General features: G+C 60.3%; 20 protein-coding genes (1 of these 20 running past the window's edge). 4 read left to right on the top strand and 16 right to left on the bottom strand.

All coding sequences use genetic code 11. The annotated features are described in order from the left end of the window. The 3 genes in view from ppk1 to P8L30_02540 are tightly spaced (each overlapping or abutting the next) and all read right to left on the bottom strand, a layout consistent with a single transcriptional unit that may run on beyond the window. On the bottom strand, positions 1-1,264 hold the 5' end (the start) of the coding sequence (gene ppk1 / locus P8L30_02530; protein MDG2239051.1) for a polyphosphate kinase 1. The gene continues 1,895 nt to the left of window position 1, outside the view; the window shows 1,264 of its 3,159 coding nt (coding positions 1-1,264); it begins with the start codon at positions 1,262-1,264; its stop codon lies beyond the left edge, outside the window. Then, positions 1,261-2,109 carry a hypothetical protein gene (locus tag P8L30_02535; GenBank protein ID MDG2239052.1) on the bottom strand — a complete coding sequence of 283 codons (849 nt, stop codon included), beginning with the start codon at positions 2,107-2,109 and terminating at the stop codon, positions 1,261-1,263. The genes ppk1 and P8L30_02535 overlap by 4 nt, the downstream gene beginning before the upstream one ends. Next, positions 2,109-3,176: a DUF4956 domain-containing protein gene (locus P8L30_02540; GenBank protein MDG2239053.1), complete on the bottom strand. Its 1,068-nt coding sequence runs from the start codon at positions 3,174-3,176 to the stop codon at positions 2,109-2,111. The genes P8L30_02535 and P8L30_02540 overlap by 1 nt, the downstream gene beginning before the upstream one ends. A 158-nt stretch (positions 3,177-3,334) precedes the next feature. Between P8L30_02540 and P8L30_02545 the strand changes: the two genes are divergently transcribed. After that, the gene (locus P8L30_02545) at positions 3,335-4,420 is read left to right on the top strand and encodes a hypothetical protein (protein ID MDG2239054.1); all 1,086 of its coding nucleotides are present in this window, start codon (positions 3,335-3,337) and stop codon (positions 4,418-4,420) included. Between the two features lie 62 nt (positions 4,421-4,482). Next, positions 4,483-5,034 (top strand): BRCT domain-containing protein, encoded by a 552-nt coding sequence (locus tag P8L30_02550; GenBank protein ID MDG2239055.1) that lies wholly within the window; start codon positions 4,483-4,485, stop codon positions 5,032-5,034. A gap of 102 nt (positions 5,035-5,136) precedes the next feature. Here the strand turns inward: P8L30_02550 and P8L30_02555 are convergent, their stop codons facing one another. From P8L30_02555 to P8L30_02565, 3 genes are all read right to left on the bottom strand, one after another. Then, positions 5,137-8,169, bottom strand: coding sequence for a hypothetical protein (locus P8L30_02555; GenBank protein ID MDG2239056.1), 3,033 nt, complete (start codon positions 8,167-8,169; stop codon positions 5,137-5,139). A 176-nt stretch (positions 8,170-8,345) separates the two neighbouring features. Then, positions 8,346-9,869 carry an alkaline phosphatase family protein gene (locus P8L30_02560; protein MDG2239057.1) on the bottom strand — a complete coding sequence of 508 codons (1,524 nt, stop codon included), beginning with the start codon at positions 9,867-9,869 and terminating at the stop codon, positions 8,346-8,348. 265 nt (positions 9,870-10,134) lie between these two features. Next, entirely contained in the window at positions 10,135-10,698 is a 564-nt protein-coding gene (locus P8L30_02565) for a hypothetical protein (GenBank protein MDG2239058.1), read from the bottom strand. Positions 10,699-11,270: 572 nt separating this feature from the next. Between P8L30_02565 and P8L30_02570 the strand changes: the two genes are divergently transcribed. Both P8L30_02570 and P8L30_02575 read left to right on the top strand, forming a co-directional pair. After that, on the top strand, positions 11,271-11,753 hold the full coding sequence (locus P8L30_02570) for a DUF4440 domain-containing protein (protein MDG2239059.1): 483 nt from the start codon (positions 11,271-11,273) through the stop codon (positions 11,751-11,753). Between the two features lie 128 nt (positions 11,754-11,881). Then, on the top strand, positions 11,882-12,565 hold the full coding sequence (locus P8L30_02575) for a TenA family protein (GenBank protein MDG2239060.1): 684 nt from the start codon (positions 11,882-11,884) through the stop codon (positions 12,563-12,565). Here the strand turns inward: P8L30_02575 and P8L30_02580 are convergent. The 10 genes from P8L30_02580 to P8L30_02625 all read right to left on the bottom strand — a co-directional run bounded on the left by P8L30_02580 (position 12,555) and on the right by P8L30_02625 (position 26,826). Then, positions 12,555-12,845: an iron-sulfur cluster assembly accessory protein gene (locus P8L30_02580; GenBank protein ID MDG2239061.1), complete on the bottom strand. Its 291-nt coding sequence runs from the start codon at positions 12,843-12,845 to the stop codon at positions 12,555-12,557. The genes P8L30_02575 and P8L30_02580 overlap by 11 nt on opposite strands. A 220-nt stretch (positions 12,846-13,065) precedes the next feature. Continuing rightward, on the bottom strand, positions 13,066-15,132 hold the full coding sequence (locus tag P8L30_02585) for a S9 family peptidase (GenBank protein ID MDG2239062.1): 2,067 nt from the start codon (positions 15,130-15,132) through the stop codon (positions 13,066-13,068). 416 nt (positions 15,133-15,548) lie between these two features. Next, a complete protein-coding gene (locus P8L30_02590; protein ID MDG2239063.1) occupies positions 15,549-16,340 on the bottom strand; it encodes a hypothetical protein in 792 nt (263 codons plus the stop codon). Between the two features lie 609 nt (positions 16,341-16,949). Further along, on the bottom strand, positions 16,950-19,256 hold the full coding sequence (locus tag P8L30_02595) for a penicillin acylase family protein (protein ID MDG2239064.1): 2,307 nt from the start codon (positions 19,254-19,256) through the stop codon (positions 16,950-16,952). Positions 19,257-19,662: 406 nt separating this feature from the next. Continuing rightward, on the bottom strand, positions 19,663-20,844 hold the full coding sequence (locus P8L30_02600) for an NAD-dependent epimerase/dehydratase family protein (protein MDG2239065.1): 1,182 nt from the start codon (positions 20,842-20,844) through the stop codon (positions 19,663-19,665). A gap of 522 nt (positions 20,845-21,366) precedes the next feature. Further along, the gene (locus tag P8L30_02605; GenBank protein ID MDG2239066.1) at positions 21,367-22,929 is read right to left on the bottom strand and encodes a M20/M25/M40 family metallo-hydrolase; all 1,563 of its coding nucleotides are present in this window, start codon (positions 22,927-22,929) and stop codon (positions 21,367-21,369) included. Positions 22,930-23,236: 307 nt separating this feature from the next. Then, on the bottom strand, positions 23,237-23,605 hold the full coding sequence (locus tag P8L30_02610) for a hypothetical protein (GenBank protein MDG2239067.1): 369 nt from the start codon (positions 23,603-23,605) through the stop codon (positions 23,237-23,239). 83 nt (positions 23,606-23,688) lie between these two features. Next, positions 23,689-25,050: a M20/M25/M40 family metallo-hydrolase gene (locus P8L30_02615; GenBank protein ID MDG2239068.1), complete on the bottom strand. Its 1,362-nt coding sequence runs from the start codon at positions 25,048-25,050 to the stop codon at positions 23,689-23,691. Continuing rightward, positions 25,047-25,757 (bottom strand): SDR family NAD(P)-dependent oxidoreductase, encoded by a 711-nt coding sequence (locus P8L30_02620; protein MDG2239069.1) that lies wholly within the window; start codon positions 25,755-25,757, stop codon positions 25,047-25,049. The genes P8L30_02615 and P8L30_02620 overlap by 4 nt, the downstream gene beginning before the upstream one ends. Next, positions 25,744-26,826, bottom strand: coding sequence for a Gfo/Idh/MocA family oxidoreductase (locus P8L30_02625; GenBank protein ID MDG2239070.1), 1,083 nt, complete (start codon positions 26,824-26,826; stop codon positions 25,744-25,746). The genes P8L30_02620 and P8L30_02625 overlap by 14 nt, the downstream gene beginning before the upstream one ends. Positions 26,827-26,846: the final 20 nt, after the last annotated feature.

Below are 26,846 nucleotides of genomic sequence, written 5' to 3' on the forward strand. Positions count from 1 at the left end.
GTCCGACCCGGACGACGAAGAATTCGTCCATGTTCGCGGAGAAGATCGACAAAAAGAGGAACCGCTCTAGAAGCGGAAGCGAATCGTCTTCTGCCATCTCCAGGACACGCTGATTGAACTCGAGAATGCTCAGCTCGAGGTCGAGATAATCATCATCCCCCTTCCCTGGCTTCGTTCCCCCGTCTCGTGCCTCGAGGGGCAGCTCGGTGGGAACCCCTAGACGGACCGGAGCGTCACGCAGCAGCTTGAGTCCGATTTCAGACCGAACAAGCAACAGCAGCGTCGCGACGAGGCCCGGTTCACGGAGCCGCGGTCCCCCGATGCGTTCCATCAGCTCATCGAGCGGGATCCAAACGAGGCCGGATGGCGGCTCGACCATGGACGGTAGTTGGTGGAGCCAAACCTCTAAGTCCCCTCCCCCCTGGCTCATCGGGGCGAAGCCTACGAGGTCAAGTTCCAGCTCGGCGCCCTCGTGCTCGAGCAACTCGGAGATGTATTCGCGAGCGAGATCCTCACCCGAACCCCTCGTGCGCGGGAGCGTCAGGCCCTTTCTCGCTTCAATGAGTGCCACTTTTCCGTCAAGAAGCAGCAGCGGTGTAACGAGCACCTCTTGCGGAACCTCCGCCTTAGGCGCCTTCGGAGATGTAGAAAGGGCTTGCCGGACGCGCTCGAACGTGTCCAGACCATCGTTGTCGACGGAGAAGTCGGACCGAAGTCGATTCCCCAGCGTTTCAAGCGTAGTCGCGCCGGCACCCATCTCGATCAGGGTGATCTCTTGAAAGGCCCGAGTCGCCCCGGGAACGTGAGCCACGATCTGATCGAAGGAGATTCGATGTTGGGGTCGGCGCCAGAAACGGGCCTTCAGGTCTCGCGTTTCTCGATCGATGTCCAACGCGACCTGAGGCCGAAGTGCGTCCAGCTCGGTGAACTCCCGAACGCGGGTCGCAACTTCAGAAGTGCCAGCCAGTGTGCCATAAAGCCCGCCAGACACGACGGGTGTTTCAAGAATCGTCTCTTCGACGACGCCCTGCAGATTCACGGCATCCAGGACGCGCAGTTCCAGGACCTGGCGCCCACGCGCCTCGGCGCGCAGTCGGAGTGTGATCTGATTCTCGCGTAACGTCCCCTCTGGAGTGTCGAAGAAGGTCTCGCGAAGCAGCTGATAGGTCGATTGGCAGCCGGACATGCGGGCAGTCCGCTTGGCGCCCGCCATCGCTTCGAGCGTCAGAGCATCGGGGATCGGGATGTTGAGCCTGCGGCTCACCGGGAGACCTCCGGGTTCGTTGGATAGTACATCGTGATACGTGCACTTCGTCCGTTCTGCTCATCTGCTATGAACAAGGTGCCGTCAGGGCCGATCGCGAGTCCTTCGGCCTGTGCATGGCGACGACGCGCCAGTTTGAACCCAGCGATGATCTGGCCCTCCTCAGAGACTTCGATCATGGCCTCCTCTCGGGCTGCCACCAGAATCAGGCTGGGTGCTGAGGGATCAGAAACAACCGCGGATCCGTGGAAATCGCTGGAGAGCCCGAAGGCCCCAAGAAGGCTCCGCGAAATTTCAATGGGCGGGCGCCGTTCCTTGTCTGGATCAAGGGGAAGACGGTGCAGAACGATCGTCCCACGATCCGGCGTGGATGTCTTACAGAGGATGAGCAACTCGTCCCAGTTAGCCTGGTAGTCCAACCCCTCGACTTCACAGTGCCTTCCGATGCCCGTATCCGTGACGCGGTATGGCATCTCCTCCCTGTCAGCACCCTCCCGGGATTCGTAGAGGAGTCCGCCACTCGAAATCAGAAAGAACCGCTCCCCGACGATCGCCATCCCCTCAAAGTCGTCGCGGGCCGTCTGGTTCCCGAACATGAACCGTTTTCCGACTTCGCCAGTCTCCACGTCGATCTCATGCACCCACGCACGTTCATCATCGTGGGCGAACAGGCGACCATCCGGTGTGATGGCTAGGCCTGAGACCTCGGCCAACCGGCCTGGCAGGTCTGCGCGCAAGGATCTGGTGCCGAGGTCGTAGCGCGACAGCAACCCTGGTTCTTGCGTCGCCGCAAACGTCGCACTGAACGCTGCAGCGAACAGGACGAGGATTCCGATGGATCTCACTAGAGCTTCTTTAAGCCTTTGAGCGAGCGGAGTTCTGCACTGGTGATTACACCATCGGGTGCATTGTGCAGCCGGTCGACGACCGCGCCTTCTGCAGAAGGACCATCGAGCCGCGCGAGGTAGTGAAGGAGATGCCCTTGGCCTTCTACAGGACCGATCTCCAGGAGCTTGAAGCGGACCGCGAGTTCCTCTAACAGCTGATCGACATACGCTTGCGCGGTTTCTGCACTCGGCCCGTGCGCCAATACGAGGACGTTTGCGCGCTGTTCCTTCTTCTTTTCGCGTTCCCCAGCGAGGTATCGCTCGATTCGGACCGCACGCTCGGCGATTTCTGCGAGATCTTCCGGAGCTGCCGCATCTAGGATGGCAGGATCGCCGACTCGGAGCGCGGATGCGGCTGATGCCGGTCCAGCGAGCACATCCCCCAGGGCCAGAGGGCCAGATCTCGTGTTCTGGTCCGCATAAATGTTTCCGAACTGGGTCCGCCACAAGACGAGTACAACAACGTTGAATACAACCGAGAGTACGAAAGCGATGCCTAACGCCTGAACTCCCGAGGCGAGACCCACGCCAATAGCCAGAAAAACGTAGACCGCGTCTTTAGTGTCTTCGAGCGTGGTCCGGAATCGGACCGCCGCAACGATTCCCGCCAGTGAGAAGGCGAGCGCTACGCTGTTCTGTACGATCATCACGATCCCGGTCACCGCGATCGGCAGAATCAGGAGCGTGTGCACCACCGACTCGTGGTATCCGCGGTGGCGGCGCGTCACCATATAAACCCATGTGACCGGAACCATGATCGCGAGCGCACCGACCATGGAGATCAGCGCCAGGAGCGGGCCCATCCAGGTGGAGGGTGCGGCAATTGGACTGCCGACCGCTGCCGGCGCGCCTGCGCCGAAGATGTCAGCTGCGGAAAGCTCTTGCAGACGCTGGCCCGAGATCGCGTTCGCGACGGCTGGTAAGTATTGCGCGAGCGCGAGTACCGCAGCCACGAGGACTACGTAGTAGACCAAAACCCGACCGAGGCCACGTCCGGAGGACACTGGATTACGGGGCTGCGTCATGACCACTCGAAGATAGGGGGCGAACCGGGAGAATCCGGCGAATCGACGTTCCTACACCGAGCATGATGCGCCCGGTGTAGGGTACCTTGCAAGGAATCCTTGGAATTGTCCGCATCATACCGATATTGTAACCACTACCATCTCAAGTGAGGATACTGATGACTGTTCAATTCTCCCTTCCATTCGTGGTGCTTGTCGCTCTTGCCTACACCGGTTCCGCTGCGGCTCAGGACGTCGTCGAGTTCCCGACGCCGGCCGAGTACGCGGAAGCGGCCGCGGAGGCAGAAGCGGCTCCGCTCTTTCAGTCTGAGGAGCCAATTAAGATCACGCTCCTGACCGACATCAAGTGGCTGAGAGACAGGCGTATCGACACGATGGAGGTCGACGGGACGGTCACGTTCCGGGACCTAGACGGCTCGATGACCGAGTCAACTGTCGAGGTGAGAACCCGTGGGAACTTCCGACGTGACAAGCAGAACTGCAATTTTCCGCCGATCCGATTGGATTTCCCTAAGAGTGAGATGGAAGGGACGGTCTTCGAGGGCCAGGACAAGCTGAAACTTGTGAGTCCGTGTCACGACTCTCGGGACGACTTCCAGCGCTACATCTACAAGGAGTACTTGGTCTACAAGCTCCAGGCGTTGATCTCGCCGATCTCGTTTCGGGTCAGACTTGTGGAGATCACGTTCGTCGATATCAACGACGACTACGACTCCCGCACTAAGATCGGCTTCCTGATCGAGGACGAGGAGCGGATGGCCGAGCGGAACAGCGCTTTGGTTCAGGACCTTGAGCAGATGCACCCCGCCCTCCTGGACGGCGAGGGTGCCGTGGTCGCTTCTATGTTCAACTATATGATCGGGAATACCGATTCCTCCCCCGTGTTCTTCCACAACGCGAAGCTCATTTTGACTCAGGACAGCCGGTACCTTCCGGTACCGTACGACTTCGACTTTTCCGGCGCCGTAGACACCCGCTATGCGACGCCCGCTCCTAGCTTGTCGATCCGGAGGGTCACCGATCGCCTGTATCGAGGCTTCTGCCGACCAGAGCTGCAGTATGAGCCCATGAGAGCACTATTCGACGGACAGCGTCAGGCCGTATGGAACTTGTACGAGGGGTCCACCCTGCTCGACGAGGATCACAAAGAGGACGTGATTGAGTTTTTCGAAGACTTCTACGAAGTGATGGATGATCCTCAAAAATTTGATCGTGAGATCATGCAGGCTTGTAGAAACTGGTGACTGCCGGCGGCCGGGCGAAAAAACTCCAAACACAGAGAAAAGTCGAACAAGGCCTAGCTGAAATGGTGGGCCTTGTTCGGGGTGTGATCGCAGACGGTTCCGTGTCCGAGGACGAGGCGAACCACCTTTCCGAATGGACTCGAGAAAACCCGGAGGTGGCAACCCGGTGGCCGGCCAACATTCTCTCCCGTCGACTAGAGAGGATCTTCGCGGATGGGCACGTGGACAGCCGCGAGCGGAAACACCTCGGTGCGCTCCTTAGCCAACTCGCGGAAAATCCAGGCGGGCTCGGTGGTGGATTTCCGACCGCGACTGACCTACCTCTGACGGTCCCGGAGCCCGCTGTGACGTTCGAGGGCAAGACCTTCCTATTCACGGGAGAAATGGCGTACGGCCCGACTCACGCCTGCGAGCGAGAAGTCCAGGAATTGGGGGGCACGGCTGAGCGTGGAATCAACCGCCGCACGGACTATGTGGTCCTTGGAGCGATCGGCGCGGCCGACTGGTGCCAAGCGCCCTTCGGCAAAGTGATCAACGAGGTGGTCCACTACCGCGCTCGGGGAGTACCGATCGCGGTGATCTCAGAAGAACACTGGACGGCTGCGCTGCCCTGACAAACCGGGGACTACCGAAGATTCTCCTGGCCTTCAAAGAAACCGTGGAGAGTTCCGCTGACGGGGCGACCCATGTGGCCGCCCCAGCCTGAGCCGCAGACCTCAGGTCACCGGCCTGGGCAGGTAGATCTCAGGCAGCCCAGCCGCGCGTAGCACCTGGTTGAGCTCAGGAATATCGCGCGTCTTCAGAGTCTGAAGTTCAGTCGCGTACTCGCTCCATTCCGTGAGGTAGTCCGCCGCGACCTCTTTGACCCCGTCCGTTACCGGGACGTTCGCGCCCCCTATTCGGCCCAGCAGGTCCTTGTACTTCATGAGAAGCCTGGCCTCGTGCTGATAGGCGTTCTGAAACGTCTTCAACTCCCGTTGGAGGATCTTCGCGATCCAAGCGTCCACTGCGGCGTTCAATGCTTCGCTCTGTTCCGTCACCCCGGCTGAGGCAGAGACCTCCAGAACGAAATCGAGCTGTTGCTTCACCTGGCGCATGTCCATGACGCCCTGCGACATCTCGGTCGCACCGGCCAGGAGCGAAGCGGAGATACGATCCAACTCCGCATATTCGGCTGCCGGGTCTGCTGCGACATCCTTCAAGCGTGGGTCGATCAGGATCTCGAAGCTCTGAGTCTGGGAGAAATCACCCACGGTCAGGCGTGCCTGATACTGCCCCGGTGCAGCCGGATAGGCGCTCAACCCGGGGGACGTGGCAGTGATCTCAGGAATACAAGCGAAGCGACCCACTTGCATGTCCCAACTCCACGTGTTGGCCCCGGCGGTCCGCCGGAGAGCACGACTACGCGGTGACGCTGCGCAGTCCGTGCTGTCGTCTGGAGACAGCTCCGAGAAGACCATACGGCCGTTCGCATCCAGGATCTCCATCGAGATGGGCGTGTCCTCAGCAACGGCATCACCCAGGACATAGTTCACCTGGAGTCCGCCAGGCGGGTTCTCTCCTGGGCCACCTTCTGCGTAGTAGCCCCGCGCGATACTCCGGTACGGATCACGCGGGTCGTACAGATAGTGCTCGGCTTCAGCCACGGCGTCCGAGACCTGATGCAAAGGGGTCAGGTCGTCGAGAATCCAGAGCGACCGCCCCTGCGTGGCGACCACAAGGTCTTTCTGCCGCACTCGTAGGTCAGTAACCGGCACCTCGGGCAGGTCGAGCTGGAGTTCCTGCCAGACCCCACCGTCATCGAACGAGACAAAGACGCCCGTCTCCGTCCCCGCATACAACAGGCCTATGCGATCGGGATCTTCGCGAACGGAACGTGCGAACGTGTTTCCCGGAATTCCGTTGACGATGGACTCCCAGGACGCCCCGTAGTCCGTGGTCTTGAAGATGTGCGGGGCGAAGTCGTTCATCTTGTACCCAGCCGCCACGAAGTACGCCTTCGCGGGATCGTGCGGGGACGGCTCGACAACGTTGATGATGCTCTCACTGAGTCCGGCCGGCGTGACGTTGGTCCATGTGCCCCCTCCATCACGGGTGACGTGGACGAGTCCGTCGTCCGAACCCACCCAGATCACACCTTCTTCCAGCGGTGACTCCTCGATGTTGAAGACGTTGTTGTAGCTCTCCGCCGTGATCTGCTCGTTGGAGATCGGGTAGCCGCCGCGGCCCTGGTGCTCGGGATCATTTCGCGTGAGGTCCTCGCTGAGCACCTCCCAGCTGTTGCCGCGGTTGGTGGACTTCATCACGTACTGAGATCCGTAGTAGATCACGTCGGGATCGTGCGGCGAGATGGTGACGGGGCCGTTCCAGTTGGCCCGGTACTTGAGGTTGCGAGGCTCCTCCCCGGTCACACGTTCGGGATAGGGCCGGACCATCCGATAGGCGTGGGTGTCTCGATCCCATTCGCCGAGGAAGCTGGCAAAGAAGGTGGAGTAGACGAACTTTGGATCTTCAGGATCGAGGCCGATCGTCGCGGATTCACCGGAACGGATCGTGGTCCAGTGTGTCTGCCCAATACCTCCCCCGAGCGTGCGACTGTCGATGACGATACCACTCGCGTCCTGCTGCCCTGAGTAGACACGGTAGGGGTACTGATTGTCGGTGATCACACGGTACATCTGCGCAGTCGGCTGGTTCATGACGGTGGACCACGTCTGGCCGCCGTTGAACGTCACCGAGGCGCCGCCGTCGTTCCCGTTGATCATGATGTCCGAGTCGTCGGGGTTGATCCACAGGGCGTGGTGATCGACGTGGCTGTCTGGGATGCGCGTGTAGGTCTGCCCTCCATCAATGGAACGCATGGCGCCGCTGTTCATCACCCAGACCTCGTCTTCGTCATTCGGGTCCGCGATGATGTGCATGTAGTACCACGCACGGGCCCAGGTGCGGGGGTCGTCACTGACTTGGCGGAAGGTCTCGCCGGCGTTGTCCGAGCGATACACACCGCCCTGCCCTTCGCCTGCTTCGATGGCCATGTAGACGATGCGTGAGTTCGCCGGTGAAATGGCGATCCCCATCTTGCCTTTCAAGTCAGGTAAGCCGGCGTTGATCTCGGTCCACGTCTCACCGCCGTCGGTCGTTTTGTGAACACGGCTGCCGGGGCCGCCACTCTTCACGACCCAAGGCTTCCGGCGGAAGTCCCACGACGTGGCCATCATGAAATTCGGATTTGCTGCGTCTACGGTGAGGTCGACGATGCCGGAGTCCTCGTTGACGTAGAGGATCTTGTCCCACGTCTCTCCGCCGTCTTCGGAGAGGTAGATCCCACGCTCTGCATTAGGGCCCCATGGGTTTCCTTGGGCTGCCACGTACACCCGGTCCGGATCGTTGGGATCAACGATGATCCTGCTGATGTGCCGGGTTGGCTCGAGGCCCATGTGCGTCCAGGTCTCACCCGCGTCGGTCGATTTATAGACTCCGTCGCCATGGGATGTCTTCACGCCCCGTACGGGTGACTCCCCTGTACCGACGTACACGACATTTTGATCGGACGGCGCCACCGTGATGGCTCCGATGCCGGTGGTGTTGAAGTAGCCGTCGGAGATGTTCTGCCACGTCGTACCCGCGTCCGTCGTCTTCCAGACGCCCCCACCGGTGGCCCCCATATAGAACGTGTAGGTCTGGCCTGGTATCCCGGTGACCGTGGTGACCCGCCCGCCCCTGAAGGGGCCTATGTTTCTGTAGCTCATGGACTGGAAGAGCGACGGGTCGACCTGGGCTTGTGAAACATTCGGCAGAAGGAGAAGCGCCAAAAGGGCGGCACCAAACATCAAGAGGCGGCAAGGGCTTGGCATGCTCAATACGATCCTGGAGAGATGAAGTTGAGTCTTCGGCGATGGCGTAGCGCGCACGGTAATGGAGCCGGTCAGCGCCTACGACTCACGGACGTTCCGTCGAAGTACATCGTGGGACCTACCCAAGATCGATGTACCGTGAGCGTGTAGCGTAGGCCGTCGAGACCCGTGGTAGCTACGATGGAATCCGCGACGACCTCTACGTCCACGACGTCGGGCCCGTCCAGAAGCGCTTCTGAAATCACTCGGCCGTCCAACCCGTCAGGGACGGATGTGCCCAGAAGAGCTAGTACTGTCGGGACGATATCGATGTTCCCAGTCGGGACCCTGCTCGTCACACCCGGCTTCACGTCAGGTCCCGATGCTAGAAAAGTCGCCCGAATGTCCAATGGGCTCGAGCTTCCGTGCCCAGCAACTCCGGGACTTGTGACCTCTCCGGCATATCCGAACCCATTCACGGCGTCACTCCAGTTCGGGCTCACGAGAATGTCTGAAGAGCGTTCGTGACTCCAACCCACAGCGGAGAACGCGACTGTGCCAGCCTGGCTCCCGACTTCAGCTTCGGGTGAACCGGTGCGCGTGAATACCGGGCCGACCCAGTCAGTCTTTTGAAGCAGTTGGACGATGCTACTGATGCGTTCTTCACCGCCTTCCCTGACATGGATGGCACTGCCTGCCACGACGACGTCCGTGGAGGTGGACGAGGTCTTGAGCCCCGCTTCCACGAGAAGGGCCGATGTGGACTCCGAGCCCGTGCGGGTCGAGAAGCCATGGTCAGAGGTGACGAGAATGTTCGTCGTGGCGAGAACTCCACGTTCCTTCAGCCCGTCGAGCAGCCGCCCGATCTCGGCATCGACGTCAGCAAGCACCGAGAGCGTTTCGGGAGCCCCGACTCCGTGCCGGTGTCCCGTGCCGTCCGGCTCGGTGACCCAGATTGCGAGCACATCCGCATCTGCCCGGTCCACACCGATACGCAGGAGGGCATCGATGGCGCGTGCCGCCAGAGGCACCGAGGGGCTACCCGTCGGGATGCTCGGTACCGGACCCAATAGCTCTTCCACGATCGAGTCCAGTGTGTCCGGAAGCGCGAAGGTGTGGTGGACCAAGCCGGCACTGGCACCCCGGTGGTTCATCAGAAGTCCCGATCCACTTCCTCCGGACGAAGCTGCGAAATAGGTCAGGCTCTGCTCTTCCAGGATCTCGCCCAGTGAGGGGGCCGTTAAGAGCGCGGAGTTCGTCGCTTCGTCGATGAGGCGGAGGTCCGCAGCATCTCCGGCATTGAGGACGCGGCTCGAGTCCACTTGCTCGAAGAAGACGGTGTTTCCCATCTGGCCGTGACCGCCCGGATAACGCCCTGTGAAGATCGAGGGGCCGTTTACTCTCGTCTCAGTAGGAAAGACAGCGTGATGAGCGAGGCCCCGAACACCCTGCTCTGCCAGAGCATTCAGGCGAGGCATGAGTTCGGGAGTCACGTAGTCCGGGCGCAATCCGTCCACGACTAGAATCAGGACACGGGGCTTTTGTGCTTCGTCAGTGGGAGGCGCCGTGCACTGCGTGAGCGCAACAGCAGTTGCCAGGATCAGGAATGGGCGCATAAGAAGGTCTCCAGTGCGGTGGGAGGGGCTAGTGGCCACCGGGGGGATGCGCCTCCAGCCACTCGCGAGACAGTCGTTGGGCCCCTATTTGCTCACGAGTCATGCGGCGCCTTCCCCGTGGAGGCTCTGTGCTTGTGTGAGCAGAGGGACGGCTGAGGGCACACCGTTCGCGAACATATGCGCAGGCGCGGGAAAACGGCGTTCCCAAGAAGGATTCACCTTATTCCGAGCGACCGCACTTATGATCTATCAATTGTCATTATGATCAAAAAATAAAGCCGACGTTCGCGATTCGGATCGTTGGTATAAGCGTCAGATCCACGTCCTGTGAGGCTCCGACGAGTCGCTTTAGGCCAATCCCGAGGCCGACATAGAAGTTGTCGTTTGGTCCTAGGACCCAGCTGCGATTGAGATCAAAGCCATAACCGAAGTAGGTCTCACCCTCTACCCCGGTAATGCCCGCCTTCACGCCAAATGCCCACCCGACAGGAGCTCTGTACGTCCGGGTCCGGTTACTGCCTGGGTAAAACCGCCAGAACACGTCAAGGTTGACATATCGTTGAGTTTCGACCGAAAAATCACTTTCCATCTCATCGCAGCACGCTTCCACTTCTATAGTGGAACCCCCAAAGCCAATTGTGCTGGTCCGAGAGATGACACGCTCGTACTCTGCGTTGAATAACCCCAGCATAAGTCCAAACGGGTTGGCCGAAATGACGTTCCGTGGCTGAAAGTCTTCACTTTGTTGAGCGGCGAGTGGCAGGCCTGATGACACGAAGATCAGGATCGCCAGGGAAACGACAGAGCTTGAAGAGTTGATTCTAATCATTGTTTTATTTCACCAAATCAATAGCTATAGCCCAGCCGAGGCCCATGCATCAATTCTGCCCCATTCCACTTAGGCTCGCAACTCGGGACGCGAAAAACACTGCTTGATCGCTCGGTGTGGCTGGGTGCCACCGACGTGCCCCCCTGAAACGAGACCGGGGCGAGCGATGCGTGCAGACCGGCGGGAAACGGACAGAGCTGTGTGGAACGATCACGGACGACGAGAGGGGTACGAAGCTCCGCCTACGTCACTTGATGACGGTGGGAGCACCCTTCGTGGTGGCCACACGAGCGGGGCGGACACCAGAAGGAAATCACCACGGTACTCGCCCGGCGCAGCCGTCGAGGTCCGGCGGGCACTCACACCGGTGTACCTAGGACGTCGATCACAGCCGCGGCCACACGATCAATCCCTGCGTCATCTATCACCAATGGAGGGAGGAGGCGCAGCACACTCGTGCCCGTTACTGGTGGTCTCACTTGTAGAAACAAGTCTCATGTTGACGGCAGTGGCTTGAGCGGGTCTTATGGCACTACAGTCATTTGTTAACCCACTCTGTTCAGAGGACTCTCATGCTCGGACTCAGAAGCGTCTCTTCACTCATCATCGCGGGCAGTATCGCTGCGTGTGCGACGGAGACTGCACCCATAAACCACGAGACTGAGCGTTCTCAGTTGGAGGCCGCGAACGTGGCGTTCACCGGGGCTATTTCGGCATTTGACTTGGAAGGAATCATGTCATGGATCGCAGATGACGCGCTCTTCTATCCACCAAACGCCGAGATGCTCTCCGATAACGCTTCGGTGCGTGCCTTGTTCGAAGCGGGTTTGTCGGATCCGAACGCAGCCGCCGAGTTCGAGCACCTGTCCTCCGCGATTTCGGAAGATGGCAGCATGGGCTATACAGTTAGCATGCTCCACTTTACCTACACCGCGCCAGATGGAAGCATTACCACAGACCACGACCGAGACCTCCACATTTGGAGGAAAGACAGTTCCGGCAATTGGAAGGTGACGCTCGACATGTGGAACTCTGGCTCTGGCGAGATGCAGTAGTCGAAGAGCGGTGTGATCGTGATCCCGGTCAGGTTCTAGCGCCACCAATCGGCAGCAGCAGAAGTTCAACGAGGTGATGCGCCACGAGCGGGATTTCTGGCGGATGACCTGGTAGGGATGAGAAGGAGATGACGACTCAGCCGTTGCACGTCACCCTGTGGGAGGAGAATCTCACGCAGGTTCAGGCTTGCTCAGTCCATCCGTTCGTCCAAGGGCTGGGAGACGGGACCCTGGATGCGGATGCGTTCAGGGGCTATGTGGCCCAGGACGCGTTCTTCTTGGGGGCCTTCTTCAGCGCCTATGCCCTGGCCACGGCCAAGGCAGTAGAGCAGATCGACGTGGCCCAGAGACTGCACCGGCTCATGGGGGGTGTGCTCGACGAACTCAAGCTTCACGAGGGGTATGCCGAGAGTCTGAGCATCGAGTTGGTGAACGTCCGGCCATACCCAGCCACGAGGGCCTACACGGACTTCCTGCTTCACACGGCATGGACCGCCGAAGTGGGGGAGATCGTGGCAGCGATGACGCCTTGCATGCGGCTTTATGCCCACCTAGGCCAAGGGTTGGCCACCCACGACCACTCTGGAAACCCTTATCGGGACTGGATCGCCACCTACTCCAGCCCGGAGTTCGAAGCACTGGCCAGCGAGCTCGAGTCACTGCTCGATCATCTGGCCGAGGACAGTCGTGAAGTCGCCGGCATGTACCGGTACGCGATGCGCTGTGAGTTCGACTTCTTCACTGCCTGCCTCCCTTCGGACGGCGATGGTGGCACGCCCGAGATCCACGGAGGCGGTGCCGTCAGACGGTGAACGAGCTCCCGCACCCGCAGCCGCCACTCGAGCTAGGATTCCGGAATGTGAAGCCCTGACCCATCATGCTCGTGACGCAGTCGATCTCGACCCCCTCCAGGTACTGCGCACTGAACGGGTCCACGAACACCTTCACGCCGTCTACTTCAATGATGTCGTCGTCGGCCTCGGGTTCCTCTTCTACGTTCAACCCGTGCTGGAAGCCCGAGCATCCACCAGGGAGCACCGCCACGCGGAGTCCCGAGTTACCCTGCGGCGCCATGCTCCCAGACGAAGTCAAGGACCTTCTCGGTCGCCGTTCGCGTCATCGTAATCATGGGGCAGACATTCTTTTGGCTGCGCTGCGGATCTCCGTGCGAACCATCCGCACTACGCTTTGGCGAGCGAGCCTCGGCGCGCATATGCTCCCCGAGCGATGGATCGAACTCAGGAAGTCGGGTCGAGTCGCTCCGCATCACCCCTTCCTCGCTCCCCTGCCTCAGCCGCCCTTCAGTCCTTGATCAGCTGACCGGTCGCGTCGGCACTCGGTACTTATCGAACCAGCCTTTGAGGGTCGTCATCTTCGAAATACCGTGGCTCGGTCGTCCCCAGATCCCGTGTGACTCACCGGGGACTCTGACGAGAACCGTCTCCACGCCCACTAACTTCAGAGCCTTGTAGTACTGCTCCGATTCGGACATCGGCGTCCGCCAGTCTTCCTCCCCTGTCATGATGAGCGTCGGGGTTGTGACGTTGTCCACGACCGAGAGCAACGAGCGGCTCTCGTAGTGCTCGACGTTGTCCCACGGGTTGCCGGGAAACCAATAGCGGGTCGTCATCGCGGCGATGTCGGCGGTCAAGTTGAACGAATACCAGTTGATGACCGGGTAGAACGAAAGTGCCGCTCTGAAGCGATCGGTGTTGCCCACCATCCACGCCGTGAGCACGCCACCCCCGCTCCCCCCAGTCACGAATAGGTTGTCCTCGTCGATGTACCCCCGGTCGATGACCGCGTCGACACCGGAGTCCAGATCGTAAAAGTCGTCCCCCGGATACGCGTGGTGGATGAGGTTTCCGAAGTCCTCTCCGTAGCTCGTGCTGCCGCGTGGGTTCGTGTAGAGAACCACGTTGCCATCCGCCGCCATCATCTGCTTTTCGACGTCGAAGCCATCGCCGTAGGCCGCGAACGGTCCGCCGTGGATTTCCAGAATCAGCGGGTATTTCTGAGCGGGGTCGAATCCCGGAGGCTTGATGATCCAGCCATGGATCTCGCGACCGTCTATCGAAGACTCCCATCTGATCTCCTCCACCTCGCCAAGCTCCTTACCAGCGAAGAGATCGGCGTTCACCTCGGTGAGTACGCTGACCCCGCCTCCTCGGCGCATCACGGCCACATCACCGGGGCGGTGTGGCCCGTTGGTCAGAAACGCAATCGAGCCGTCGCTTCCGAGTGAATAGCCCGCGGCGCCCGCGTATGCCGACTGGCCTGATCCGAGCTCCTCGGCAACGACCTCGTGACTGCCGTTAAGCGAAAAGAGCGCCAGCTTCGGGTCCCCTTGATCCGTATACGCGGCGTAGATCCCGCTTCCGTCCGGTGCCCACTGCGGCGATCCGACCGTACGATCCAGGTGATCCGAGATGCTCCGAGCACCCGACCCGTCGCGATTCATCACATACAATTTCGTCAGCTGGTACCCGAGGTTCCGCTCCTCGTTGCCCAGGTAGGCGATGTGGCGGCCATCGGGCGAAACGATCGGAGAACCATCCGGCCCCCGACGATCCGTGAGCTGAACCTGAGAGCCGTCCGAAACCGAAATCTCATAGATCTCGGAATCCCTCATCGCCATCTCCGCGTCCTCCCGGAGATTGGCAGACACTACGAGGCTGCGACTGTCCGGCGTCCAACCGAAGCTGGCCCCGCCAAAGGCGGTGCCATAGCTCCGGGCTCCTCCCGTGACTTGGCGCGCGGTGCCCCCCTCGGCAGGAACGACGAAGAGATGCGTGTTTCCCGGCGGAACCTCCCCGACACCGTCGAATCTGAACACCATATCATCTGTATACTTGGCCGGTGCGGCCCATTCCGCTCCGGCCGGGGCCTCGGGCATCTCACCGATCACGAGCGCCGCTTCGGGCACGAGCTTGGCGAAGGCAATCTGCGCACCGTCCGGCGACCACTCGACGCCCATCGGGGGCTCCGTGAGATCGGTCACTGGTGCGGCCTCGCCCGTATCCATCCAGCGCACGAAGATCTGTGGCATCCCCTCGCGATCGGAGACATACGCCACACGTGTGCCGTCCGGTGACCAGCGTGGGACGTTGTCTTGAAAGTCCCCGGTGGTGAGCCTCCGGTGCCCGGAGCCATCGCTCTTGATGACCCAGAGGTTCGAGTAGTTCATGTCCGTCATGACGTCCGCATACCGGCGCACGTACACGATGGTCGACCCATCCGGTGAAAGCTGCGGATCGCCCACATACTCGAGATTGAACACGTCCAGGTGGGTCAGCCGATCCGAGTTGGCCTGTTGAGCCTGGGCGGGAGTGGCAAGCGCGAGCGCTACGAACAGAAAGGCGCCGAGTCTAGAACGCATCAGAACAACTCCTGAGTACCGGGACAAACGGGCCGCAACAAATAGGACCACGACGGCGAGGGGGCAAGCCGCGAGACGCGAATTTTCTGTTCGGCGCGGATGCGCACAAGCGAGGGGGGGGCACCGACTGCGCGACGGTGAGATCAAGAGTCATGCCGCATACCAGAGCGGCGTTGGTGCATGGCTCCGGGATTAGCTACCCGATGAGGACGAAACGCCCCCTGCCCGAGGTCCCCACCGATGAAGTATCCCGAGCGCAGCCAATACAAGTATGCGAAGTCTCAGTCTCGGGTGCGGAACTGGCCCGAATACGAGGCTGGTCTGAAAAAGCGGGGTGACCTGACTGTCTGGCTTTCGGTTGATCCATCAAATCCGACAGAGCAGCAGAACGGCTCGGGATCGATAACGTATCGTGTTCAGTTCATGTCTGGCATTTGTGCCCACAGTTCATCTTTGTGGGCGATAGCCATGGTCCAGATTTCATGATCTAGGGGGATGTTCTCGAAGAAAACAACCTGGGCATCATCAATGGTATCCCAGTCATCGAAAAAGACGACCAGATTCCAGTTGAATTCACCACCCATATTATGATCCTCTACCACATATCCTCTCATGAGTCCATCAGAGATTGCTACATCAAGCGCTGGCAGGACCTCGCCCCAAAGTTCATTCCATTTGGCCAAGTCAGCTCGATTAACTTTAAAAAGGTTCTCGTACAGGTAGGCTGCTTCATCGGGTGATTCCACATTCCGCGCACCAAGAGTCCAGATCTCGTCCTTGTGAGCCAGAATACTCCTGTTGAATGCCTCTAATGCTTCAGAATCCGCAGCATCTAATCCAGTAGTGATCGCTGTCCAAGCTTGTTCGAAATTACTTCCTTCCATACCTGATAAACTCCAGCGGATATTGTACTTACCACCCACGTTATGCATCCGTACGCCATAACCCCCGATCATTCCATCTTCCACTAGGGTTTCCATTATAGGCACTGCCGCACCCCTATAGAGGGCAGAAAACGCAGGGATATCACTAAAGCGAACGCTGTACGATGCTATCGATATCCGAGTTGCCCCCTCACTAGCCTGAGCGTCCGCGCTAATCTGGGCGCCCACGACGAGCACGTCCTGGTCGTCCGCGCTAGTCTGGGCATCCGCGCAACTGACGGTCGCACTGCTCAATAACCCGATGGTCATCAGCTTCTTCAGCATTGAATCCTCCTAGACTTTCTAAAACAAGAGCTAGCTCTACACACTGTTATCTAATAATAGAGGGCTCCGCCAGTAGAGCGGCATCGTCATGGATGCGAGCAGGTTGGCCAGGAAGGTCACCCCGGAGGATCTACACCACCTCGCCACGTGGCCCATCGTCCTAGTTGCTTTGCCGAACGCAGATGTCGTCGTCTACTCCCTCGACCCCCAAGGGTCTCGGCTACGAGACCAATCCCGAGGTCCCCACCCCCGCGATCAGGATAGTCGTCCCACAGCCATACTTTCTTGAACTGATGGCGTGTCTCTGGCGCGTTCTCGAGCAGCCACTTCACCGCCCGCTCAAACGTCGTACCACGACGGTCATGGTCGGGGATCACTGCGATGTCAGAGAGTAGCTGGCACATACCCCGATTCTGCTCCGTGCCACTCAGGCCCGCAAATCAGGACGAGCAGAACAGTGCTGGATAGCGGGGTGCCACGGAGGGGGCTCGTTGCCGTCAGCTAGGCCGCAGGGTCGGCGTGTGGCCGTCATAGCCTCACTAATTGCAGCTTGATCCAGGTGAAGGCTGACGCGACTCTCGTGCCTGGCGACGAACAACTGACCCGGGGTCAGCCGCCCGGCACGAGCCTCAGCCGATACGCCGCGTTCGCTTCGACGGCTTCCCGACTGAACGACATCGGGAAGTACTCCTGGTCGGCCCAGCTCTGCGCGAGATTGCCGTAGAAGGGGCTTCCGGGACGGCCGGACTGACCGGGTGCGTTCGTCGCGACCGAGCCGTCGAGATCGGAGAAGTCGATGATCTCCCGATACGTTGCGCCGACTGCGGCCACCGTACCCCCACCGCCGAGCCGCTCGACCGCGGGTATGTCGAATGCGGACACGAGCGAGTGGGGAAACTCACTCCGATTCGTGCGCCCCCACCGCCACTGCGCCGGATCGTCGCCCTGCTGCTCACGGAGCCGCTCGAGCGCGGTCGTGAGTGCCGCCTCAGGGTCGATATTGGTTGGAGCCGGTCCCCCCCCGCGGCCTCCGCCCGACAAGATGAGGCGCAGTTGCCCGAAGATGGCTGCCGCACGATTGTCGCGGTCGTACACAGCGTCCCATGCGACTAGTTCCTGCCGGTACCCCTCGATCTCCGGATCGTCGGAGGTCCATCCGCGGAAAAGTTCCAGCGATGTCGCCGCTGAGGCCGAATAGGCGTCATGCTGCAGATCGCGGGAATCCTGGACGGTGAAGTCGCTGCCGCCGGCGAGCAGGCTGGAGACGCGATCGAAGCGCTCGAACGGGCCCTGGGTCTTGAAGAAGAGGGGGGGGTCGTATCCCTCGGGGTGAATGTCATTGTTTGCGGTCGCGATCCATCCGCGTTCCGGGTTCAACTCCCGGGGGAGGTCGTCGCGAAATCCGTCCCACTCGTACGCGCCGGTTCCGGGGACGGGCAAACGACCCTGCCACCCGTCTCGTTTCGGAGAGAGAGCTGACGCCTGCCAGGCGATATTCCCGTCCGCGTCACCGCAGACCATGTTCTCCGTCGGAGCCATCCAGGCGTCGAGCGCATCGAGGAATTCGACGCAGTCGTCCGCGACGTTGAGGCGAAGCGCCGCCAGGTATCCGGTCGACCCCGGCTCGTGCATCGTCGAGCGCAGCGCATACGCCTTTTGGTTCTCTGCGTCCTCATAGAAAATGGGACCGTGACGGGAGAACTTGAGTTCGACAACCTCGGGTGCGGCTCCCTTCACGAGGACCGTATCGTACTCGATGCGGAGCGATTCCCACTCCCCGTTCCAGAGGACCTGGTTGGGATCGTTCGGATTCACTTCCTCCACGTAGACATCGGACTGGTCCGTCCCGACGATCGTGAGGCCCCACGCGACGCGTCCGTTGTGGCCGATCGCAACACCCGGGATGACCGGCTCGGTGGAACCGATCGCCGTCCAACCCGGAGCGTTGAGGTGCACCATGTACCTCAGCGACGGGTTGTTGACGCCTCGGTGCGGATCGTTCGCGACGATCACCTCGCCGCTGGCGGTCAAGCTACCGCTGATCGCCCAGTTGTTGCTGCCCGGTGAGTTCTCCCGAGCGCCGAGGTTGGCTGAGACTTGCGCGTCCACCCAGGAGTCGTATGGGGCCACGAGGGGCGGTTCGACGACCGTTCCCTGGAAGCCGCGGAGGCCGGCGGCCACGGCGTCGCCGATGATCGAATAGTCCACGTCGCTCGGAACCATCAGGTCACGGTACGGAGTCGGCCGCGCCCTCCGGTTGGCCTCCGCCGCTCCGAATTCCTCAACGCTCTGCGCGAGCGAAAACTCACGTCGAGCATCGCCGGTGGGCATCGCGGTCGCGATCCTGAGAAGCGGCGTCTCGATCGACCACGGGAGGGGTCGGATGCCGGTGATCTCGAACTCCACCGGCAACTCGCCGGCGCTTTCTGCGTGGGCCATGTATGCGTTCACGCCCGACGCGAACGCCTGCAAGATACGCCGCCCCTCCGGGTGGTAGCTGTTGAACTCCTCGTCGGTCCAAGGACCACGGTACTTGAGGAGGCGCGCGACGCGGTCGTGCCGGAGTGCCTCGGGCCCGAGGATCTCAGCGAGGCGACCCTCGCCGGCCCGCCGGTACATGTCCATCTGCCAGAGCCGGTCCTGTGCCTGAACGAAGCCCTGAGCGAAGAAGAGGTCGTCGAGGTTGTCGGCGAAGATGTGAGGAACGCCCCACGAGTCCCGGATCACCTCCACTTCGGCCCGCAGTGACGGGATCTGGATCGAACCTTCGATCTGTGGCAGTCTCGCCTCGGCGAGCTCGTCGAAGCTGGTCGGAGGGGAATCACAGGCGGCGAGCGCCAAGACGACCGCTGCCGCCAAAAAAGTGGGGGCGAGGGCTCGTCGGCTCGCTAGGGCCTGCTGATGTTCACTGCGCATGATTTCGACGGAGGTTGAGGTTGGGGAACGTACGCTTAGGCGATAGCACTCAATCGGTCAATTCTCGTCCCAGCGGCACCTTCATCGGAGCGCTATTCAAAACTGGATGCTACGGAGGGGGGTGGGCCCGTGGCGGTTGCTCACGAATGGTTCCAGTGCATTGGGAGGGGTTCCGGTTTGCGGAGGAACCAGAACTACGTTCCCGCGCACGCCCGCACGCACGTTAGCGCTCTGATCGGTCTCATCAACCCAGAGCGCCTGAGGCGAAAGGAGCGAGGATACGGCCGCATTTTCGGTACGTTTTACATCTAGTGGCTCGCGTGCCGATACGATCGTGAGCGCCGGTGCCGCGGCGGCGGCGGACTTCAAGTAGTCGCGATCGGCCACTGGCTCCATGTAAGCGTTCCTAGCGCCGGGCGTGCCAGGCAGCCAGGACTTCCTTTTCGCGCTCCGCCGAGATGCCCGCTCTAAAATCTGCCTGCCGCTCAGGAGTGCGAGAGAAGTGGTATTCCAAGGTGTCGCGGGCAGTGACCGCCAGCGGCCGGAACGTCAGTCCTGCCTCGATCTCTGGGGTGAGGTCGAATCGCGCGAAGCCCTCAGATCCTTCGGTCGGTGGTCTCCAGACAGGCATATCTGAATAAGGGCGGATACCGATCTCGCTGAGGAACTCACGGTTCACCCAAGTGAACGTCGTCTCCGCCGTGGTCACGCCACGGATCCCGTAGAGAAGCTCCGCCATGGGACGCGGCGTCCTCGGTCCTACACCATTGAATACCCCAGTCGTGCCGTCTTCGGCCATGCGGATCATCCATTCAGTCAGGTCGCGCACGTCGATGATTTGCACGGGGTCGGTCGGGTCACCAGGCGCAAGCACTTCTCCACCCCGATGGATACGCACAGGCCAATATGTGAAACGGTCTGTCTCGTCGTCGGGACCGATGATGAGCCCAGGTCGCACGATATTCGTGCGGCCTTCTAAAATACGTTGGGCTTCTCTCTCGGAGAGCGCCTTCGCGAGACCGTACGGCAGCTGCTCCGCATCCCGACTGACCCCAGCTGTCTCATACGTGAAGGTCGGCGCGTCCGCGGTCATGGGGACCGTACTCGTATCGCTATACGCGGAGCGTGACGAGACGTAGAAATACCGGTCCACGGAGTCCTTCAAGAACTCGGCAGACAGGCGCACCCAATCGGGATTGGATCGAGAGTTGTCGAAGACGACGTCCCATGTCCGCCCCGCTAACGAGTCCAACTGCCCGTTGCGGTCCCCGACAAGCCTCTCCACTTCGGGAAAGAGATGGGTGTTGGTACGTCCCCGGTTGAAGATCGTGACCGAGTGACCTCGTTCCAGCGCATACCGAACTTGATAAGGGCCAATGAAACCGGTGCCGCCGAGGATGAGGATCCGGAGGGCTCTCTTCGGAGATCCAACCAGACTCTCGCCGTCCTCACCCTTCTTTTGAACGCATGCGGCGGCGCTGAGCGTCAGAGCGGCTGCCCCCCCCGCTGCCGCGGCGAGCTTCAGGAAGTCCCTGCGATCGGTCGCCGTGGCCGTAAGTTTCATGATATCCCTAGGATCGGTCGCCATAACTGTGTTCTCCGTAATACTGTTCGACTAGCCCGAATCGATGCACTGGAGGCCCATTCCCCTAGGCTGCGCTTGTTCTATTCCAGCTCAGTCACCCCGCACGACAGCAGCCGGGTGGATCCGTGCGACTCTCCGTGCCGGGATGATACACGCCAGCGCGGCTAGCGCCAGGAAAACGAGCGGACTCGCTATGAAGGTGAGCTTCTGCTGTAACGGACCGTTCTCGTGGTAGCCCTCAGTCGGTCCGTCTCGAAACCCGTCCTTTAGGTGCTCCTTATCCGCAACTTACCGTTCTCGTAGTAGGTCTTGTACGCACCGTCCTTTTTCCCGCCCTTAGGGGCCCCACAATGCGGACAGGCGGGTGCCTTGTCGCTGATCTCCTTCTCGCATTCGTAGCATTCGATATAGTGGGTCTAAATTTTTGCAGATAATTTTTCGGGGTCTGGGGCTCCTACTCAATTTGAAATTAGAAAATCCCCTGCGCAAAAAAGATTTGATCAAATGGATTGCCTACGATGCTCGTCATAGTCCATCACCCGGACTGCGCCTCGGCGGCCGACATTGAGGCCATTGTCCAGGTTGACCCGTACGCGGATCGGTGGGCAAGACCCGGGTGTCCGCGGGCACCCGCTCTGGATCCTCTGACGCCTGGTACGCGAGCATCGCGGCAAGGGTCGCGTTATTACGGAGGTCCGCAAAAACAACCTTATCGAACGTGTCTCGGTTGGTATGCCAGGTGTATTGCCGATAATCCGGGTAGTTCGACTGGAGACGGAATCCCGGAACGGGCTTACAGATGAAAGACATATGATCGCTTCCGCCAGTCTCCGGAACCCCGGGAATATCCAATTCTATTTGGCCGGTAATCTCCACCGGCATTTTTGAGAACCATCTACCGAAATGCGCGCCGGCACCGGTGAATCCCTGCATCCGTATGTAATCAATCCGCCAAGTCCCGTTGTCCTGGTTAAACGCGGCCTGTAAACCGTCGACAACCTCCGGATTGTCGGCTACAAAAGCTGCCGAGCCGATCAACCCCTGCTCTTCGCCTCCCCAATGTCCGACCATGATTGTCCTACGCGGGTTGGGATACGCTGCCTTCAGAATCCGCATCGCCTCAAGCATCATGACCGTACCGGTGCCGTTGTCGGTTGCACCTGAAGCTCCGTCCCACGAGTCAAGGTGCGCACTCAGGAGCACGTATTCGTCTGGCAACTCGGTGCCGGGAATTGTGCCAACCACATTGAATGCCGGAACCTCACCGAGAAATTCAGCCTGGGCGTCGATCCGGATCCTAGGTGACTGTCCCCTCTCTGCTAATCGAGTAACAAGGCCGTAGTCCTCGCAGCTCAGATGGACCCCGGGTATGCCCGTGGTCGGAGAGCTGAAGATCTTGTCCACGCCCCAGCCTGCAGACCAACGCCCAGTTAAAACTGCGATCGCACCCGCCGCCGCAATTCTCTCCGGAGCCCCAGGTCCCATAGCCCGTGTTGACATCCCAAATGCTTGCCGTGCCTCATCCCTAGCGGCGTTCAGCGCCTGGAAAGACTCCTGTGTCGCGTGGTCCAACCAAGACTGATCTTCGCGGCAGGTCGGCTCTGCCAGGGAGATCGCGACAATTCGACCGTCGACTTGGGGCAACCACGCCTCGAATTCGTCAGAATTCGCGAACAGTGGCGGTACAATCACCTCACCCTCAATTGGGCCTTCGGTCCCCGGGCTCCAGGCAAGGATGGTTCCCTCCAGTGTTCGTTTCCGAGGTGCGACAAGATCAAGGTGCGTGTAGCCACGATCCCACCCGGTCCAGGTGCCGTATACCTGCCTTTCTGCGCTGACACCCCAGGCCGTGTAATTGGAAATCAACCAGTCACCAGCAGCATCAAAACCGGGCGAACCCATGAGTCGCGGGCCGATCGAATCGAGAAGTGCTTGGGCCAAGTTGACGACCTGCGATCGGCTTCCCATCCCCTCGTCCCACATCTGTTGGATGACCGCGTCGTCTGTCGGGAATGACTGGCCCTGAATGTCCTGACCAGAAAGGCCGATTGTTGCGAGTACGAAAAGGAAGGGCCATGTCTTCTTCATAGCATTTTATCCGGTTGAGCTACCAATACGGTGCCGAATCCCTAGGCTTCTATATGGAACGGTTGCGGTGTATAAATCCGAAGTTGCCCCAATTGTGCTTGGACAACCCGCGGGGCCGCAACTCAGGACGAGCAGAACACTGCTGGCTAAGGGTGGCTGGGTGCCACGGAGGGGGGAGCTAGGGGCTAGCTAGGTTGAGAGGACGCGAACAATCGAAACACCCGAAGCCCTTCTTCGTCCTGATAGCCCAACGCACTGCCTCTTTTGTGGAAGAGATTCTCCGGACGGCGGGCGAACTGGGGGAGGTTCAACTCTGGTGAGCGAAAATAGATAACGCTTTCTGGTACTGTATCACTATGTGCGCCGCCACCGATCGTATACTGATAGCCGCAAATCCCAACTTCAAGCTGTTCCGAGCCGCCGTGCAGCATATTCCGGATCTTTCTGGAACGCCCTTGGGAGAACAGCGGAATTGCATGTCGTCGCCCTTCGGATAGAAAATGGATCCCATCTCCTCAGCAACTTGTTTGAACTCCTTGGTTCGCTGCTTTTCGTACTGGCGCCACACGATCACGATCAGAATCGCAGCGATGAACGGGATGATTATGCTGACGACGATGCTACCGCCGCAGAGGTAATCCCGACCGAAAAACAGTGTCACGGCAGTTGCCAGCAACACCAATCCGGTTGCAAGCCATGCGAGTGCTACTGGGGGTTCTCTTCATGCCTCCAGTCTCGTCCACGTAGCCACCCGGCACCCTACGTCTTCCCGAACTCCTCCATAATCGCGGCGGCGTACTTGATGCCCTGGAGGTACTTCGCGACATGGATGTTCTCGTCTGGAGCATGGAGGTTCGCCTCAGGATTGGCGAAGCCTGTCAGGACACAGGGAATCCAGACGTGGCGCAAAATAGCACCCTCGGCGGACACTCCGTTCACCACAGGGAGCTCACCGTAGACCTCAGTGGCAGCCGCGATGATCGCCTGGCTTATGTCCTCCTTGACCGAGATTTTGTACGGTGGCTCCGCGCCATCGAAAGCCTTGACCTCGATGTGACCGAAGCCGTGTTTCTCGAGGTGCGCCTTCAGTTTTCGGATCGCGTCAGCAGGCTGAATGTTGGGAATCAGCCTGAAATCGATCCGAACCCTAGCCTCGTTGGGGATGATGGTCTTGGTACCGGGACCGGTATATCCAGCAATGATTCCCTGGATGTTGGCCGTGGGTTCGTACGTCCGTGCTCGGATCGCGTCCACTCCGTCACGCCCCATAGCGAACTCCGAAATGCCCCACTCTTCCTTCATGGCGTGGAGGTCGACTCGGGCTGCCTTGTCCTGTAACTGGGCATCATCATCGGGACCGAGCTGCCAAATCCCTTCCTCCCAATCGTCGATGAGAATCTTGCGATTACGATCGAGGATCGTGTTCAGGGCCCAGATGAGCTCCCACACGGGAGACGGGACCAGAGGAAAATTTAGGGAGTGGACATCCTTCTTCGCCCCTCGGGCAATCAGTTCCACGAAGAGTACGGACTTGAGCCCTAGCGAGACGTCGGGAACGTCCGTGCCCGTCTCGATGGATCCGTCCAGGCAGTGCATTCCGTCCGCCTCGAGGAGCTCTTTGTTACGCGCTGCCCACGCTGCCAAATTCGGGGACCCGATCTCTTCCTCCCCCTCGATGAGGAACTTGAGGTTCACCGGGACCTCACCGCGGACCTGCAGGAAGGCTTTCGCGGCTTTGTTGAAGGCCAACACCCCTGACTTATTGTCCGTAGCTCCCCGACCGTAGAGCACGCCGTCCACGATGTCGCCGGACCAGGGTCCGCCGTGGCTCCATTCGTCGAGCGGCTCCGGAGGCTGCACGTCGTAGTGTGAGTAGCACAGGATGGTCTTCGCAGGCTTCTTCGCCTTGAGATGCCCGAATACCACCGGAGGGCCCTCGTCGAGTTCGTGGAAATCTGCCGGGAGTTCATCGTCGTGCATGATCTCACGGACTAGCTCTGCACACTCTCGAAGCCCTACGCCTTGAGCGGAGATGGACGGCTGTCGTACCAGTCGCTGCAGGTCTCCGACACACTCCTCGGCGTGGGCATCGATCCAGTCGTAGATGGGCTGCATGCTCATGTCGTGAGTTCCTGCTGAGTGAGGACCCACGCGTCTAGTCGTTGACCGGAAAGATGCATGGGCCGGGAAGCGAGATAGGAGAACGCCGGTGCTAAAACGATGGGATCTACCCACTTCTCGCGGAGCTCCGGAGGGTAGGTCGTCTCGGACATCGGCGTGTGAATGTACATGCCGGGTGTGATGGTCACGGACAGAATTCCGTGAGGCTCACCCTCTAGTGCCAAGCACTTGGAAAACCCTTCCAGCGCATGCTTCCCGGCACAGTACGCGGTCTCGTTGGCGAATCCCTCGACGCCGGACCGGGAGGAGACGTAAACCAGTGCACCACCCTGCTTCTTCATATGTGGCCACACCGCCTGAGTCAGCTGGAAGGCCGCCTGGATGCCGACGTTGAGCGTCGCCTGAAAAATGCCGAGGCTCACAGTTTCAAGCGGCTCGACCCGGAGGATCGCGGCGTTGTGGATGAGGGTGTCGATCGGACCAGTCACCACCGCGGCGATCGCCCGCTCCGTGTCACCGACGTCGGAAAGGTCGACCACGGCGGAGGTAGCTCCCGGGCAAGCTGCACAGGTCTCGGCCAGTCCTTCGCCATCGCGGTCGAGCAGAATCAACCCAGCGCCCAACTCGTGGAAGTGTCGCGCGATGGCAGCGCCTAGCCCCTGGGCCGCACCAGTGAGCACGACGGACTTCCCTTCAAGAGCCGACACTAATGTCCTCCGGTCGGACCCAACGACGCTCCGTTCCCGAAATTCGGACCGCATCGAGCACTCTCTGATTCGCCAATCCATCGGCGAAGGTGGCACCCCGCGAGGGCTCCCGCCCTTCCCGGATCGCGGACGCGAGCTCCTGAAGAAGAGCCACGACCGAGACGTTCCAGACCCCTGCGTTCACCCCGGCGAGTTCCCCGTTCGGATCGGCGACACTGATGTCCTGGAACTCCTCACCCTCCTTGGCGAACTGAAGTTTCTCGTCGTCGTTGGACAGGATGATCGTTCCGCGTGAGCCACAGATCCGAGTCAGGTTACCCATGTTGTGGGCACCAACCCCGGACATGAGTACCTGAGCGACAGCTCCCGACTCCATTTCGAGGGTGAAGTAGGCCACATCGTCTGCCGTCGCAGTCCACGGTCGACCCGTCTCCGGGTCCGTCCGATCAGGTATCATGACCTGCGCAGCACCACTGACCCACGCGACCTCGCCCAGCCACCATCGCAGAAGGTCTATCTGGTGGCTCCCATTGGCTCCGAGACGCCCCCCTCCCATTTCCGCGAGGCTCCACCAGTCGCCTTCGCGACGACTCGCATGATCGGTCCAACTCTTCCCGACATTGGTGATGTCCACATGTCGAATTTCACCCAGAGCTCCCTCCGAGATGAGCTCGGCGATACGCATGCGGTTGGGATTGAACCGGAGTTCATGGTCGATCATATGGACACGTCCTGCGGACTCAGCAGCCGCGAGCATCTGGGCCGCTTCCCCAGCATCCATGGCGGTGGGTTTCTCGCAGAGGACGTGGGCACCCCCGGCGAGAGCCATGAGCGTCTGAGGCTGGTGCAAGACCGTCGGCGTAGCGATGCACACGAGATCGAAATCGTGAGAGCCCAGCATCAACTTCCAGTCGTCGTAGGCGTGCGGAACGCAGAATTCCTGAGCCGCCTCACGGGCACGCTCAATCCGCGCCGAGGCCAGCGCCACGACCTCGGCTCCAGGCACGTGACGAAGGGCCGGCAGATAAGCAGCCTTCGCGAAGCTCGCCCCAATGATCCCAACCTTCATGTACGATTCCTCATGTGCGT

This window comes from Longimicrobiales bacterium (genome assembly GCA_029245345.1).
In the GTDB taxonomy this organism is placed as follows: Bacteria; Gemmatimonadota; Gemmatimonadetes; order Longimicrobiales; family Gaopeijiaceae; genus CALFPJ01.